The sequence below is a fragment of the Streptomyces sp. NPDC053048 genome (assembly GCF_044547045.1).
Taxonomy (GTDB): Bacteria; Actinomycetota; Actinomycetes; order Streptomycetales; family Streptomycetaceae; genus Streptomyces.
In genome coordinates this window covers 360,087-373,134 of sequence record NZ_JBITZS010000010.1, presented here as the reverse complement: position 1 = coordinate 373,134, position 13,048 = coordinate 360,087, and the positions used below count along the sequence as shown (strand labels likewise).

Sequence of the window (13,048 nt, the reverse complement as noted above, 5' to 3'; positions counted from 1 at the left end):
GGATCAGCGTAGACCGCCACACTGGCGATCCCCGCGTCCCGGCACGCACGAGCGACACGGACAGCGATTTCGCCACGGTTGGCGATAAGCACCTTGCGCACGATGGCTCCCTCCTTGAAACAAGGTGAGTTTAGGTACTGGCGACACTCTGTGCCGACCCGACTTCCGGGGTGACCTTGCCCACACGGAGCGTGAAGGGGGAGCCGTTCGCGGGCCGAAGTCCCCAGGTCCTCCACGGTACGCCGGGGAATCCGGAGCGCCGGTCGCCTGAAGTTGTGGTCAAGATCTCGGCGGGCCACCGCGAGTGGCGGTGCCGATTCTTTGTGGAGTCCCTACGAACGGGTGACACAAAGTTTGCGTGCCGTCCCGGGCTGTGAGGCCCCTTTCCAAGGGTTTACCCGCCGGTAGCGCGCGTGATGTCGTGCGTCCCCCGGAACTTGGCCGCCCGCTCCGCCACCTGACGGATCGCCTCGGTCACCTGCCGCCCGCGCCGGTGGAACTCCTCGAGCGGCAGCGCCGCCGAGACGGCCGTCGGCGCGCCCGGCGCGGGCACCGGCACCGCTATGCAGGCCACGCCGGGGGCGCACTCCTCCACCTCCACGGCCACGCCTTCGCGCCGCACCGTGTGCAACTGCGCGTCCAGTCGTTCGGGCGAGGTGATCGTCCGCGGGGTGACGGCCCGCATTCCGGACGCCGCCAGGTGCCGCAGCCGCACCGCCCGGGGCAGGGCGGCCAGCAGGACCTTGCCGTGGGCGGTGGCATGCGGCGTCGTGTCCCGGCCGACGGTGAAGCCGCCGGTGGCCGGGTGGGCCTGGGCGGAGGCGGCGAGGACGGCGATGCCCCCGTCGCGGTAGGTGCTGAAGTAGGTGTCCACACCCGCCGCGCGGCGCCCCTCGAGCAGGAGCTCCTGCACCTCGTCGGTCATGCGCATCTGCCGCTGGAAGGCGTGGTGCAGGGACGGCACCCGGTAGCCGAGGAGGTAGCCGGAGGAGGTGCGGACCAGGTGGCCGCGTTCGGTGAGGGTGCCCAGCAGTTCGTACACCGTGGACAGCCCGCAGCCCAGCCGGCGGGCGAGGGCCTTGGCAGGTACGGGCCCGTCGGCCGCGGCGACGGCGTCCAGGACGTCCAGGGCGCGGTCCACGGACTGCGGCATGCGGGCGGGCTCCTTCGGGGCTGCACGAACGGGCCTCCCAGATTCGCACAGCCTCCCGGTGGCGGCGGGCTCAGCTCTGGGCGGGCGCCTGCTCGCGGAGCAGGCCGAGCGTCCGGTCGGGCGTCCGGTCGGGCGTCCGGTCGGGCGCGAAGTATGCCTGGGATGCCCGGAATTCCCTCGGGCGGCGGACGGCGACGTGACCGAAATAGCCGTACATCGTTGATGAAGTCATGATCAAGCGCATTGCTGCCGCTGCCGCTCTGGCCGGCGCCGCTCTGTCCATGTCCTCCGCCGCGACCGCCTCCGCCGCGCCGACGCCGGTGGCTCCGCCGCCGTCGTCGAACGCCGGTCCCGTCCACGTCACCGCCCCGGAGCAGGGTGCCCCCGCGAAGGAGGGCGCCCAGGCGAAGCAGGTGCCGGCGAAGCACGCCGCGGGGAAGCAGGCCGCAGGGAAGCATGCCGCGGGGAAGCAGGCTCCGGGGAAGCATGCCGCGGCGAAGGGCGCCCCGGCGAAGCAGGCTCCGGCGAAGGACGCCTCGGCGGAGGCCGACCGGGGCAAGGGCGGCAAGGTCAAGAGCGGCCACGACCAGCTCCAGCCGCCCGCCGGCATCCCGGCGCACCCGGACACCGCCCCGCCGCAGGACCAGAGCCTGCACCCCGGACTCATCAAGGGCCTCGGCAAGCTCGAGCAGCTGAAGGAAGTCGGCCAGGCCACGAAGGCGCTGCCGCTCTAGCCCCGGCGCCGTCCCGGCCCCGAGGCTTGCAGCGCGGGCCCCATGCCCACGGGCCTTACGCCCAGAGGTCGGTGATGCCGGTGCCGAGCTCGGCGAGCAGTTCGCGGAGCAGCGGGAGCGACAGGCCGATGACGTTGCCCGGGTCGCCGTCGATGCCCTCGATGAACGGCGCCGACCGGCCGTCGAGGGTGAAGGCGCCCGCGACATGCAGCGGTTCGCCGGAGGCCACGTAGGCGGCGATCTCGGCGTCGCTGGGCTCCCCGAAGCGGACCGTCGTGGAGGCGGTCGCCGAGGCCCGGCGGCCGGTGGCGGTGTCGATGACGCAGTGCCCGGTGCGCAGGACGCCGGCGCGGCCGCGCATGGACTTCCAGCGCGCCGTGGCCTCCTCGGCGTCGGCCGGCTTGCCGAGCGCCTGGCCGTCCAGTTCCAGCACCGAGTCGCAGCCCACGACCAGGGCCCCGGCCGCCGCGTCCTGTCCGGCCACGGCCGCCGCCTTCGCCTCGGCGAGCACCAGCGCCAGCTCGGCGGGCGTCGCGGCGTCGAGGGCGTCCTCGTCCACTCCGCTGACGATCACTTCGGGGGCCAGACCGGCCTGGCGCAGCAGGCCGAGGCGAGCAGGGGACTGGGAGGCCAGCACGAGACGGCGAGGGGTGGTCATGCGGGCCAGCCTACGTTCTCACTTGCCGAGGACGGCCCGCATGACCTTCTTGGCGATGGGGCCGGCCAGCTTGCCGCCGGAGATCTCGTCGTCCGGCACGTTCTCGTCGGGGTCGACCATGACGGCGACGGCGACGGGGGAGCCGTCGTCGGTCTTGGCGTAGGAGATGAACCAGGCCAGGTTCTTCTGGTCCTTGCCGCGCTCGGCGGTGCCGGTCTTGCCGCCGACGGTGACGCCGTCGATGAGGGCGGCCTTGCCGGTGCCCTTGGTCGCGGTGTCCTCCATCATCCGCTGGATCTTCTTGGCCACCTCCGGCGAGACGGCCTGCGACATCTGCTCCGGCTTGTGCTTCTCGATCGTCGACAGGTCCGGGCCGCGCAGTTCCTCGACCATGTAGGGCTTCATCAGCTTGCCGTCGTTGGCGATGGCCGCGGTCATCATCGCGACCTGCAGCGGGGTGGCGGTCAGGCTGCCCTGGCCGATGCCGGCCATGGCGGTCTGCGAGGTGTTGATGTTGTCGGGGAAGGTGCTCCTGCTGGCCCGGACAGGGGTGAAGTACTCCTGGTTGAAGCCGAACTTCTCCGCCGTCTTCCGCATCTTCTCCTTGCCCAGGTCGGAGCTGACCTTGCCGTAGACGGTGTTGCAGGAGTTCTGCATGGCGACGTTGAGCGAGGCGTTCTTGCAGGGGGCGTTGGGGTTCTGGTTGGGCAGCGTGGTCACCGTGCCGGGCATGGTCCACGGGTCCGGGGAGTCGGTGGCGGCGTTGACGTCCGTGTAGAGGCCGTTCTCCAGTGCGGCCGCCGCGGTCACGATCTTGAACGTGGAGCCGGGCGGGTAGGTCTCCCGCAACGCCCGGTTGTTCATCGGCTTGTCCTTGTCCTTCTGCAGCGCGTCCCAGGCCTGCTGGTCCTTCTTGCCGTTCCCGGCGAAGACGGACGGGTCGTACGAGGGAGTGGAGGCCAGGGCGAGGATCTTGCCGGTGCGCGGGTCGAGGGCGACGACGGCGCCCTTCCTGTCGCCGAGCCCCTCGTAGGCGGCCTTCTGGGCCTTGGGGTCGATGGTCGTCACCACGTCGCCGCCGCGCGGCTTCTCGCCCGCGAGCATGTCGGCGGTGCGCTGCAGGAACAGGCGGTTGTCGGTGCCGCTGAGCAGCTTGTTGTTGACGCCCTCGAGGTAGGAGCTGCCGTAGCTCTGCGAGGAGTAGCCGGTGATCGGGGCGTACATCTTTCCGTCGGTGAAGGTGCGCTTGTACTTCAGGTCGCCGTCCGTCACCACCGAGCCGGTGACCGGCCGGCCGCCGACGATGATGTTGCCGCGCGGCTGGGAGAAGCTCGCGATGGTCACGCGGCGGTTCTTCTCGTGGTTCGACAGCTCGTCGCTGCGGACGAACTGCACCCACGTCGCCCGCAGCAGCAGTGAGAGCACGAGCAGGCCGGTGAAGATCGCTATGTGGCGTACGGGCTTGTTCATGGTGGTACGGACTCCCCGGTTCGCGGCATATCGCAGGGCAAGACGCGAATCGGACGAATGCGGTTGCGGTCGGGGCAAACCTATGAGGCAGCTGTGACCTCAGTTGCTGTCTCGGCTGCCACCTCAGCTGAGTCCCAGCAGGAAGAACAGCACCACGACCCCCACAGCCAGCACAAAGCCCGCCCGCCGGAGCATGGCCTGCGCCTCGCGCAGTTCCTCGGGCGGTTCGTCGGAGGGGTCTGACCAGAGCATGACCTCCATGCTCCGGCCGGAAGGCCTGTGGCGCCTGAGTACGCGTACTCAGGCGCCACAGGCGATCGGCGGCCGCCGGGCTCAGGCGGGCCAGTACGTCGTGCGCCAGGCGCGCGGCCCCGGGTGCGGGACGCGGTGCGCCGCCGCCAGACGGGCCGGGTTCGACCACTCCGAGCGGGCCGGCGCGGCGGGCGGGGCGGCCGCGCCCGCCGCCGCGCGCGCCTGGACCACCGCCAGGGCGGCGGCCAGCTCCTCCGGGGTCGGATTGCCCCGTACGACCTTGATCACGTCAGCGTCCCTTCCTCGGTGACCGTTGCCTACAGGGGAATGTTGCCGTGCTTCTTGGGCGGCAACACCTCGCGCTTCTCGCGCAGGGTGCGCAGCCCGCGCACGATGTGGCCGCGGGTCTCCGACGGCATGATCACCGCGTCCACGTAGCCGCGCTCGGCCGCCGCGTACGGGTTGAGCAGCGCGTCCTCGTAGTCCGCGATCAGCTGCGCGCGCAGCTCCTCCCGCTCCTCGTCCGACGTCGCCGCCGCGAGGGAACGCCGGTGCAGGATGTTGACGGCGCCCTGCGCGCCCATGACCGCGATCTGGGCCGTGGGCCAGGCGAGGTTGAGGTCGGCGCCCAGGTGCTTGGAGCCCATGACGTCGTACGCACCGCCGAACGCCTTACGGGTGATCACCGTGATCAGCGGGACCGTCGCTTCCGCGTAGGCGTAGATCAGCTTGGCGCCGCGCCGGATGATGCCGTTGTACTCCTGGTCGGTGCCCGGCAGGAAGCCGGGGACGTCCACGAAGGTGAGCACCGGGACGTTGAAGGCGTCGCAGGTGCGCACGAAGCGGGCGGCCTTCTCGCTGGCGTTGATGTCCAGGCAGCCGGCGAACTGCAGCGGCTGGTTGGCGACGATGCCCACCGGGCGGCCCTCGACCCGGCCGAAGCCGGTGATGATGTTCGGCGCGAACAGCGCCTGCGTCTCCAGGAACTCGCCCTCGTCCAGCACGTGCTCGATCACGGTGTGCATGTCGTAGGGCTGGTTCGCCGAGTCCGGGATCAGCACGTCCAGCTCGCGGTCGGCGTCCGAGACGTCCAGGTCGGCCTCCTCGGGGAAGGCCGGCGGCTCGGAGAGGTTGTTGGACGGCAGATACGACAGCAGCGCCTTGACGAAGTCGATGGCGTCCTTCTCGTCGCCCGCCATGTGGTGCGCCACGCCCGAGGTGGTGTTGTGCGTCCGTGCGCCGCCCAGCTCCTCGAAGCCGACGTCCTCGCCGGTGACCGTCTTGATGACGTCCGGGCCGGTGATGAACATGTGCGACGTCCGGTCCACCATCACCGTGAAGTCGGTGATCGCCGGCGAGTACACCGCGCCGCCCGCGCAGGGGCCCACGATCAGGGAGATCTGCGGGATGACGCCGGAGCCGTGGACGTTGCGACGGAAGATCTCGGCGAACAGTCCGAGGGCCACCACGCCCTCCTGGATGCGGGCGCCGCCACCGTCGTTGATGCCGATGACCGGGCAGCCGGTCTTCAGCGCGAAGTCCATCACCTTGACGATCTTCTCGCCGTAGACCTCGCCGAGCGAGCCGCCGAAGATGGTGAAGTCCTGCGAGTAGACGCACACCGTGCGGCCGTCGACCGTGCCGTAGCCCGTGACCACACCGTCCCCGTACGGGCGGTTGGCGTCGATGCCGAAGTTCGTCGAGCGGTGCCGGGCGAATTCGTCCAGTTCGACGAACGAGCCCTCGTCCAGCAGCAGATCGATCCGCTCGCGCGCCGTCAGCTTGCCCTTGGCGTGCTGCTTCTCCACCGCCCGCGCGGAACCGGCGTGCGTCGCCTCCTCGATCCGGCGCTGCAGATCCGCGAGCTTGCCCGCGGTGGTGTGGATGTCGAATCCATTGGCTTCTGGCTCGGACACGGGATGCGGCTCCTGCTCGTCCAGAGGGGTGGGATCGGCCGTGCTCAAGGTGCCCGGAAGAGGTGCTGCCGGGTGCTACCGGTTCGTAGGGTAGCCGCGCGCATGCGGTGCGGCAGTGCGTCGTTGGCCACACCGTGGCCGTCCGGTTTCCCCCGCCCTCGCCTCCTATGGTGGGCCTTATGACGCCCTCCGACGCCTCTGGCAACCGCTGGTCCGACCTGGACCGGCCCCCGCTGAACGCCGCCGCCCTGCGGCGCGGGCTGGTCCGCCCCGGCGGCCTGTGGACCTCCTTCGAGGTGGTCCAGCGCACCGGCTCCACCAACACCGACCTCGTCGCCGCCGGTGGCGAGGAGGGCGCGGTCCTCGTCGCCGAGGAGCAGTCCGCGGGCCGCGGCCGGCTCGACCGCACCTGGTCGGCGCCGCCGCGCTCCGGGCTCTTCTTCTCCGTCCGCCTCACCCCCGGCCCCGGCGTGCCCGTCGAACGCTGGGGCTGGCTGCCGCTGCTCGCCGGCGTCGCCACCGCCACCGCGCTCTCCCGCGCCGCCGGCGTCGACACCGCCCTGAAGTGGCCCAACGACCTGCTGGTGACCATCGGCGGATTCGAGCGCAAGACCGGCGGCATCCTCGCCGAGCGGGCCGGCGACAGCGTCGTCGTGGGCATCGGGCTGAACGTCTCGCTGCGCGTCGACGAGCTTCCGGTGCCCGCCGCCGGTTCGCTCGCGCTGGCCGGCGCCAAGGTGCTCGACCGCGACCCGCTGCTGCGGGCCGTGCTGCGCTCGCTGGAGGAGTGGTACGGGCAGTGGCGGGCCGTCGGCGGCGACCCGGCCGCGTGCCGGCTGCAGGAGGCGTACGCGGCGGGCTGCGCCACGCTGGGCCGGTCGGTACGGGCCGAACTGCCCGGCGGGCGCGAGCTGGTCGGGGAGGCCGTCGCCGTGGACGGCGACGGGAGGCTGGTGCTGGCGACCGCCGACGGGGTGCAGGAGCCGGTGGGAGCGGGTGACGTCGTCCATCTGCGGCCCGCGGGGGCGTGACGGGTCGGGTCATCCGGGGGCGCGAACGGCACGTAGCAGTACATGGAGACGTAAAGAAGTGCCGCAAAGGTCGTAAAGAGTGAGTGCCACGCCGTCGGGAGAGTGAGCTACGGCACACCTGACGTATCGTTGTGCCCGGAACCTAGGCGAGCAGCGATCGGCAGGGCAGTGCGCACGGATCGGACAGGGGGCGGGCGGTGACCGCCGACGATGGGGGCACCTCCCGTGCCGTCAGGGCTACGGGGGAGGACGGCGCCGCGTCCGGGGCAGCCGCGTCCGGGGCAGCCGGGTCCGGAGCCGCCGCGGAGGACTTCGACCCGGAGGACTTCGGTGACGAGGGCGGAGACCCCCTCGCGCTCCGCCTCGAGGCGCTGATCCTGGGCGCCGAGCGGCGCTACACCCCGTTCCAGGCCGCCCGTGCGGCCGGAGTCTCCATGGACCTGGCCGCCCGCTTCTGGCGCGCCATGGGCTTCGCCGACATCGGCCAGGCCAGGGCGCTGACCGAGGCGGACGTCCTGGCGCTGCGGCGGCTGGCGGGCCTGGTGGAGGCGGGGCTGCTGAGCGAGCCCATGGCCGTACAGGTCGCCCGGTCCACCGGGCAGACCACGGCGCGGCTCGCCGACTGGCAGATCGACTCCTTCCTGGAGGGCCTGACCGAGCCTCAGGAGGGCATGACCCGCACGGAGATCACCTATCCGCTGGTCGAGCTGCTGCTGCCGGAGCTGGAGGAGTTCCTCGTCTACGTCTGGCGGCGGCAGCTGGCCGCCGCCACCGGACGTGTCGTACAGGCCGCCGACGACGCCGAGATGGTCGACCGGCGTCTGGCCGTCGGCTTCGCGGACCTCGTCGGTTTCACCCGGCTGACGCGCCGTCTGGAGGAGGAGGAGCTCGGCGAGCTGGTCGAGGCCTTCGAGACCACGGCGGCCGACCTGGTGGCCGCCCACGGCGGCCGGCTGATCAAGACGCTGGGCGACGAGGTGCTGTTCGCCGCCGACGACGCCGGCACGGCCGCCGAGATCGGGCTGCGGCTGATCGAGACGCTCACCCACGACGAGACGATGCCGGAGCTGCGGGTCGGGATCGCGTTCGGGACGGTCACGACGCGCATGGGCGACGTCTTCGGTACGACCGTCAATCTCGCGAGCCGGCTGACGTCGATAGCGCCGAAGGACGCCGTCCTCGTCGACGGCGCCCTCGCCGAGGAGCTCGCGCGCAGCGGCGACGCCCCCAAGTCCGAGGCGGAGGTCGCGGCGGCCGAACAGGCGGGCGAGGAGCACGGCACGTACCGGTTCGCCCTGCAGCCGATGTGGCAGCGGCCGGTGCGCGGGCTGGGCGTCGTCGAGCCCTGGCTGCTGACGCGGCGGGACGGGCGCTGAGGCGCCGGCCGGGGGCGGCCGGCCCGTGAGCCCGGCCCCTTTCGGCTGGGCCGCGCGGCTGCGATGATCGCCGGCAGGTTCACGATCGTTCACATCGATCGTCTCGACATCGCCGGAGGTCGTTCATGAGCACGGATGAGCAGCGGTTCGGGGAGTGGGTCGCCGTCCGGCGGCACGAGGACGGCCATGTCGCCGAGCTCGTGCTGGACCGGCCCAAGGCCATGAACGCCGTCTCCACCGAGATGGGGCGGCGCATCGCCGAGGCGACCGCCGCCCTGGCCGCGGACCGCGACGTACGCGTCGTCGTGCTCACCTCCACCCACGAGCGCGCCTTCTGCGTCGGCGCGGACCTCAAGGAGCGCAACTCCTTCACCGACGCCGACCTCGGGCGGCAGCGTCCGCACGCCCGCGCCGCCTATGCGGGCGTGCTCGAACTGCCCGTGCCGGCCATCGCCGCCGTGCACGGCTTCGCGCTGGGCGGCGGGTTCGAACTGGCGCTGTCGTGCGATGTGATCGTCGCGGACGCCACGGCCGTGGTGGGGCTGCCCGAGGTGTCCGTCGGGGTCATCCCCGGCGGTGGCGGCACGCAGTTGCTGCCGCGCCGGGTGGGGGCCGCGCGGGCCGCCGAGCTGATCTTCAGCGCGCGGCGGGTCGAGGCCGCCGAGGCCGGGGAGTTGGGGCTGGTCGACATGGTGGTCGAGGCCGGGCGCGACCGTGAGGAGGCCCTCGCCCTTGCCGCGCGGATGGCCGCCAACTCGCCGGTCGGGCTGCGCGCCGCCAAGCGGGCGCTGCGGCTGGGGCACGGGCTGGACCTGCGGGCCGGTCTGGAGGTCGAGGACGCGGCGTGGCGGTCCGTGGCCTTCTCCGGCGACCGGGCGGAGGGCGTGGCGGCCTTCAACGAGAAGCGGAAGCCGGACTGGCCGGGGGAGTGACGGGGCGGGGCGCCTGCCCGGCGTTTCGCCTGGTGTTGCGCCTCGCTTTCGCCCCCGCCTTTGTTCCGCGTTTGTTCCGATAAGGCGGAATGAGCCCGACGTTCTTACGCTGGAGTGCAGGATCTGCGCACGGTGGCTGAATGTGAGGCTCGGGTGGTGGCTGACGGGGTCGGCGAGGCCGGCGGGGCCGGCGGGGAGCGGGACGACCGGCTGCGCGCCGTCGTGGAGCTGGCGCAGGCCATGGCCGCCGCTCAGGGGCCCCTCGAGGCGGTGGAGGCCGCCGCGGAGGGTGCGCGGCGCGCGCTGGGCGGCACCTTCGCCGCCGTCTCGGTCTGGGAGCGGGAGCGGGGGCGCCTGCGGGTGCTGGTGAACGCCGGCGAGCTGGCGGCGGGGGAGGAGCGCTTTCCCGTCGACGAGTCCTATCCCGTGCACGACTACCCCGAGATCACCGAGTTCCTGCACGAGGCGTGGGTGGGCGGGGAGCCGCATGCCTGGGTCGAGGCCGTCGGGGAGGGTGGCGGTGCTGCCGACGGTGCCTACTGCCACCAGCGCGTCGCCGATCTCCGGCGGCGGGGACGGGGGTGTTGTGTCGTGGCGCCCGTCGTGCTGCACGGGCGGGCCTGGGGGGAGTTGTATGTGGCCCGGCCCGTGGGGGCTCCCGTTTTCGGGCCCACCGACGCCGACTTCGCGACTGTGCTGGCCGCCGTCACTGCCTCCGGGATCGCGCAGACCGAACGGCTCGAGGAGGTGCGGCGGCTCGCCTTCACCGATCCGCTCACCGGGCTCGCCAACCGGCGCGCGGTCGACGCCCGGCTCGACGAGGCCGTGGAGCGGCACATGTCGGAGGGCGTCGTCGTCAGCCTCGTCGTCTGCGACCTGAACGGGCTCAAGACCGTCAACGACACGCTCGGGCACGCCGTGGGGGACCGGCTGCTGGAACGTTTCGGGTCGGTGCTGTCGCTGTGCGGGGCGAAGCTGCCGGGCGCCCTGGCGGCGCGGCTGGGGGGCGACGAGTTCTGTCTGCTGACGGTGGGTCCGACGGCGGACGAGGTGGTGCGGGTCGCCGGCGAACTGTGTCGGCGGGCCGCGGAGTTGGAGCTGGGGGAGGGGGTCGCCTGCGGGATCGCCTCGACGGGGGATCCGATCGGGGAGGTGCGGTCGGCGCGGCGGCTGTTCCGGCTGGCGGACGCGGCGCAGTACCGGGCGAAGGGGGCGCGGTCCTCGAAGCCGGTCGTCGCGGGACGGGACGGGGGGCTGGAGGATCCGGTGGTGCGGATGGCGGACCGGCCGCCGGTGCCGGCCGCGGGGGCGGAGCGCCGGCGGTTCCGGGGGCGGCGGTCGTAGGGCGGGGCCGGGACGGGCTCTTCCGGGATCGCGCCCGGGACGCGTGCGGGCTGCGTTCGCGTTGTAACAAAGTGGGGTAGTGACAGCTCGCGATTCAGTCCCTAGGGTGCCTGAATATGGATATGCACACTGTGGTGGTGGGGACGTCCGGAACGACCGCGGAAGACGTGATCGCCGTCGCGCGCGGTGGTGCGCGGGTCGTCGTCTCCGAGGAAGCGCTGGCCGCCGTCGCCGCCGCGCGGCAGGTCATCGATGATCTGGCCGCGAAGCCCGACCCCGTCTACGGCGTCTCGACGGGCTTCGGTGCCCTCGCCGTGCGTCACATCAGCCCCGACCTGCGGGCGCAGCTGCAGCGCAACATCGTCCGGTCGCACGCCGCGGGCATGGGGCCGCGCGTGGAGCGCGAGGTCGTGCGGGCGCTGATGTTCCTGCGCCTGAAGACGCTGGCCTCCGGGCACACGGGCGTGCGGCCGCTCGTCGTGGAGACCATGGCCGCCATCCTCAACGCGGGGATCACGCCCGTCGTGCACGAGTACGGCTCGCTGGGGTGCTCGGGCGATCTCGCGCCGCTGTCGCACTGTGCGCTCACGCTGATGGGAGAGGGCGACGCCGAGGGGCCCGACGGGGTGGTGCGTCCGGCCGCGCAGCTGCTCGCCGAGCACCGGATCGAGCCCGTCGAGCTGCGGGAGAAGGAGGGGCTCGCCCTTCTCAACGGTACCGACGGCATGCTCGGCATGCTGGTCATGGCCTGTGCCGATCTTTCGCGGCTGATCACCTCCGCCGACATCACCGCCGCCCTGTCGCTCGAGGCGCTGCTGGGGTCCGAGAAGGTCCTCGCGCCCGAGCTGCACGCCATCCGGCCGCATCCGGGTCAGGGGTCCAGCGCCGCCAATATGCTGGCCGTCCTGTCGGGTTCGGGGCTCACCGGGCACCACCAGGACGACGCGCCGCGGGTGCAGGACGCGTACTCGGTCCGGTGCGCGCCGCAGGTCGCGGGCGCCGGGCGGGACACCCTCGCGCACGCCCGTCTGGTCGCCGACCGGGAGCTGGCCGCCGCCGTCGACAATCCGGTCGTCCTGGCCGACGGCCGGGTCGAGTCCAACGGCAACTTCCACGGGGCTCCCGTCGCCTATGTGCTGGACTTCCTCGCCATCGCCGCCGCCGACCTCGCGTCCATCGCCGAGCGGCGCACCGACCGGCTGCTCGACAAGAACCGCTCGCACGGCCTGCCGCCGTTCCTGGCCGGGGACGCGGGCGTCGACTCGGGGTTGATGATCGCCCAGTACACGCAGGCCGCGCTGGTCAGCGAGATGAAGCGGCTCGCCGTGCCGGCGTCCGTGGACTCCATCCCGTCCTCCGCGATGCAGGAGGACCACGTCTCCATGGGCTGGTCGGCCGCCCGCAAGCTGCGGACGGCCGTGGAGGCGCTGGGGCGGGTCATCGCGGTGGAGCTGGTGGCCGCCACGCGGGCCATCGAGCTGCGCGAGGGGCTGGAGCCCGGTCCGGCCGCGAAGGCCGTCGTCGCCGCCGTGCGGGCGGCGGGCGTCGAGGGGCCGGGCGAGGACCGCTTCCTCGCTCCGGACCTGGCGGCCGCCGAGGCCTTCGTGCGGAGCGGGGAGCTGGTCGCCGCGGTCGAGCCGGTCACCGGGCCGCTGGCCTGATTCCCCGGCCTGATTCCCTTACTCAGCCGCTGTGCGCGACCTGCGCACAGCGGCTGTGACCATTGCGCCACCGGCAGCTACGAACGCGATGCCGCCGAAGAAGTACGGGGTGGTGTCGACGCTGCCGCTGTCCGCGAGGGCCAGTTCCGTGCCGGCGGTCCTCGGCTGCTGCTTCGCCGTGCGGTGTTCGGGCGTCGCGTTGGCGCTCGGTACGAACCACATCGCACTCAGCAGCGTGCCGGCGGCGACGGCGGTGAGCAGCGGGCGGCGTGCGGTCACGGGATGAATCCCCCTTGCGGCGATGGAGATTGGGGGTCGTGGAGCTTCGGTGAGTCCCGACTGACACGATGTTAGTGATACCGGTGGCCCGGGGGGAAGTCGCGGGTGGCGTGCGGTCGTCGGCGCTGCTTGATGGAGCGTCGGTCTGTTGTCAAGACCCCGGTTGCGGAGGTTGTGTCCGGAGGGGCTTTACTGGGGTGGTCTTCCCCACAATCTCCCGAGGTGTGGAACGGACTGGAGGG

Annotated in this window: 15 protein-coding genes; 6 read left to right on the top strand and 9 right to left on the bottom strand. The window is 72.4% G+C overall.

Features of this window, described 5'->3' with window-relative positions:
* From ACIG36_RS27700 to ACIG36_RS27690, 3 genes are all read right to left on the bottom strand, one after another.
* Nucleotides 1-101 (bottom strand): biotin carboxylase N-terminal domain-containing protein (locus tag ACIG36_RS27700; protein WP_158786612.1); only part of this gene is annotated, 101 nt, incomplete at its 3' end.
* 293 nt (nt 102-394) lie between these two features.
* On the bottom strand, nt 395-1,153 hold the full coding sequence (locus ACIG36_RS27695) for an IclR family transcriptional regulator (RefSeq protein WP_399933352.1): 759 nt from the start codon (nt 1,151-1,153) through the stop codon (nt 395-397).
* 70 nt (nt 1,154-1,223) lie between these two features.
* Nucleotides 1,224-1,385 carry a hypothetical protein gene (locus ACIG36_RS27690; RefSeq protein WP_399933349.1) on the bottom strand — a complete coding sequence of 54 codons (162 nt, stop codon included), beginning with the start codon at nt 1,383-1,385 and terminating at the stop codon, nt 1,224-1,226.
* Here ACIG36_RS27690 and ACIG36_RS27685 point away from each other — a divergent pair.
* Nucleotides 1,384-1,887, top strand: coding sequence for a hypothetical protein (locus ACIG36_RS27685; protein WP_399933346.1), 504 nt, complete (start codon nt 1,384-1,386; stop codon nt 1,885-1,887). The two genes, ACIG36_RS27690 and ACIG36_RS27685, sit on opposite strands and share 2 nt — an antisense overlap.
* A gap of 55 nt (nt 1,888-1,942) precedes the next feature.
* On the opposite strand, the gene ACIG36_RS27680 is transcribed toward ACIG36_RS27685, so the two are convergent.
* The 5 genes from ACIG36_RS27680 to ACIG36_RS27660 form a co-directional block, all read right to left on the bottom strand.
* The gene (locus ACIG36_RS27680; RefSeq protein ID WP_399933343.1) at nt 1,943-2,545 is read right to left on the bottom strand and encodes a Maf family protein; all 603 of its coding nucleotides are present in this window, start codon (nt 2,543-2,545) and stop codon (nt 1,943-1,945) included.
* An 18-nt stretch (nt 2,546-2,563) separates the two neighbouring features.
* Entirely contained in the window at nt 2,564-4,015 is a 1,452-nt protein-coding gene (locus ACIG36_RS27675; protein ID WP_399933339.1) for a peptidoglycan D,D-transpeptidase FtsI family protein, read from the bottom strand.
* A gap of 123 nt (nt 4,016-4,138) precedes the next feature.
* Nucleotides 4,139-4,267, bottom strand: coding sequence for a morphogenic membrane protein MmpB (mmpB, locus tag ACIG36_RS27670; RefSeq protein WP_399933337.1), 129 nt, complete (start codon nt 4,265-4,267; stop codon nt 4,139-4,141).
* An 81-nt stretch (nt 4,268-4,348) separates the two neighbouring features.
* Nucleotides 4,349-4,555 carry an acyl-CoA carboxylase epsilon subunit gene (locus ACIG36_RS27665; RefSeq protein ID WP_399933333.1) on the bottom strand — a complete coding sequence of 69 codons (207 nt, stop codon included), beginning with the start codon at nt 4,553-4,555 and terminating at the stop codon, nt 4,349-4,351.
* Nucleotides 4,556-4,584: 29 nt separating this feature from the next.
* Nucleotides 4,585-6,183: an acyl-CoA carboxylase subunit beta gene (locus ACIG36_RS27660; protein WP_399933330.1), complete on the bottom strand. Its 1,599-nt coding sequence runs from the start codon at nt 6,181-6,183 to the stop codon at nt 4,585-4,587.
* Nucleotides 6,184-6,362: 179 nt separating this feature from the next.
* Between ACIG36_RS27660 and ACIG36_RS27655 the strand changes: the two genes are divergently transcribed.
* The 5 genes from ACIG36_RS27655 (at nt 6,363) to hutH (ending at nt 12,527) form a co-directional block, all read left to right on the top strand.
* Nucleotides 6,363-7,214 (top strand): biotin--[acetyl-CoA-carboxylase] ligase, encoded by an 852-nt coding sequence (locus tag ACIG36_RS27655; RefSeq protein ID WP_399933327.1) that lies wholly within the window; start codon nt 6,363-6,365, stop codon nt 7,212-7,214.
* 197 nt (nt 7,215-7,411) lie between these two features.
* Entirely contained in the window at nt 7,412-8,590 is a 1,179-nt protein-coding gene (locus tag ACIG36_RS27650; RefSeq protein WP_399933324.1) for an adenylate/guanylate cyclase domain-containing protein, read from the top strand.
* 125 nt (nt 8,591-8,715) lie between these two features.
* Nucleotides 8,716-9,522: an enoyl-CoA hydratase/isomerase family protein gene (locus tag ACIG36_RS27645; RefSeq protein WP_399933322.1), complete on the top strand. Its 807-nt coding sequence runs from the start codon at nt 8,716-8,718 to the stop codon at nt 9,520-9,522.
* A 240-nt stretch (nt 9,523-9,762) separates the two neighbouring features.
* Entirely contained in the window at nt 9,763-10,866 is a 1,104-nt protein-coding gene (locus ACIG36_RS27640; protein WP_399933389.1) for a diguanylate cyclase domain-containing protein, read from the top strand.
* A 116-nt stretch (nt 10,867-10,982) separates the two neighbouring features.
* On the top strand, nt 10,983-12,527 hold the full coding sequence (gene hutH / locus ACIG36_RS27635) for a histidine ammonia-lyase (RefSeq protein ID WP_399933319.1): 1,545 nt from the start codon (nt 10,983-10,985) through the stop codon (nt 12,525-12,527).
* 18 nt (nt 12,528-12,545) lie between these two features.
* On the opposite strand, the gene ACIG36_RS27630 is transcribed toward hutH, so the two are convergent.
* Entirely contained in the window at nt 12,546-12,806 is a 261-nt protein-coding gene (locus ACIG36_RS27630) for a hypothetical protein (RefSeq protein WP_399933316.1), read from the bottom strand.
* Nucleotides 12,807-13,048 lie beyond the last annotated feature (242 nt).

Excerpts from the sequence above, each read along its gene's own strand:
- ACIG36_RS27695 (WP_399933352.1), bottom strand. The coding sequence starts at position 1,153 with ATGCCGCAGTCCGTGGACCGCGCCCTGGACGTCCTGGACGCCGTCGCC.
- ACIG36_RS27685 (WP_399933346.1), top strand. The coding sequence starts at position 1,384 with ATGATCAAGCGCATTGCTGCCGCTGCCGCTCTGGCCGGCGCCGCTCTG.
- ACIG36_RS27690 (WP_399933349.1), bottom strand. The coding sequence starts at position 1,385 with ATGACTTCATCAACGATGTACGGCTATTTCGGTCACGTCGCCGTCCGC.
- ACIG36_RS27680 (WP_399933343.1), bottom strand. The coding sequence starts at position 2,545 with ATGACCACCCCTCGCCGTCTCGTGCTGGCCTCCCAGTCCCCTGCTCGC.
- ACIG36_RS27675 (WP_399933339.1), bottom strand. The coding sequence starts at position 4,015 with ATGAACAAGCCCGTACGCCACATAGCGATCTTCACCGGCCTGCTCGTG.
- mmpB (WP_399933337.1), bottom strand. The coding sequence starts at position 4,267 with ATGCTCTGGTCAGACCCCTCCGACGAACCGCCCGAGGAACTGCGCGAG.
- ACIG36_RS27655 (WP_399933327.1), top strand. The coding sequence starts at position 6,363 with ATGACGCCCTCCGACGCCTCTGGCAACCGCTGGTCCGACCTGGACCGG.
- ACIG36_RS27645 (WP_399933322.1), top strand. The coding sequence starts at position 8,716 with ATGAGCACGGATGAGCAGCGGTTCGGGGAGTGGGTCGCCGTCCGGCGG.
- ACIG36_RS27640 (WP_399933389.1), top strand. The coding sequence starts at position 9,763 with ATGGCCGCCGCTCAGGGGCCCCTCGAGGCGGTGGAGGCCGCCGCGGAG.
- hutH (WP_399933319.1), top strand. The coding sequence starts at position 10,983 with ATGGATATGCACACTGTGGTGGTGGGGACGTCCGGAACGACCGCGGAA.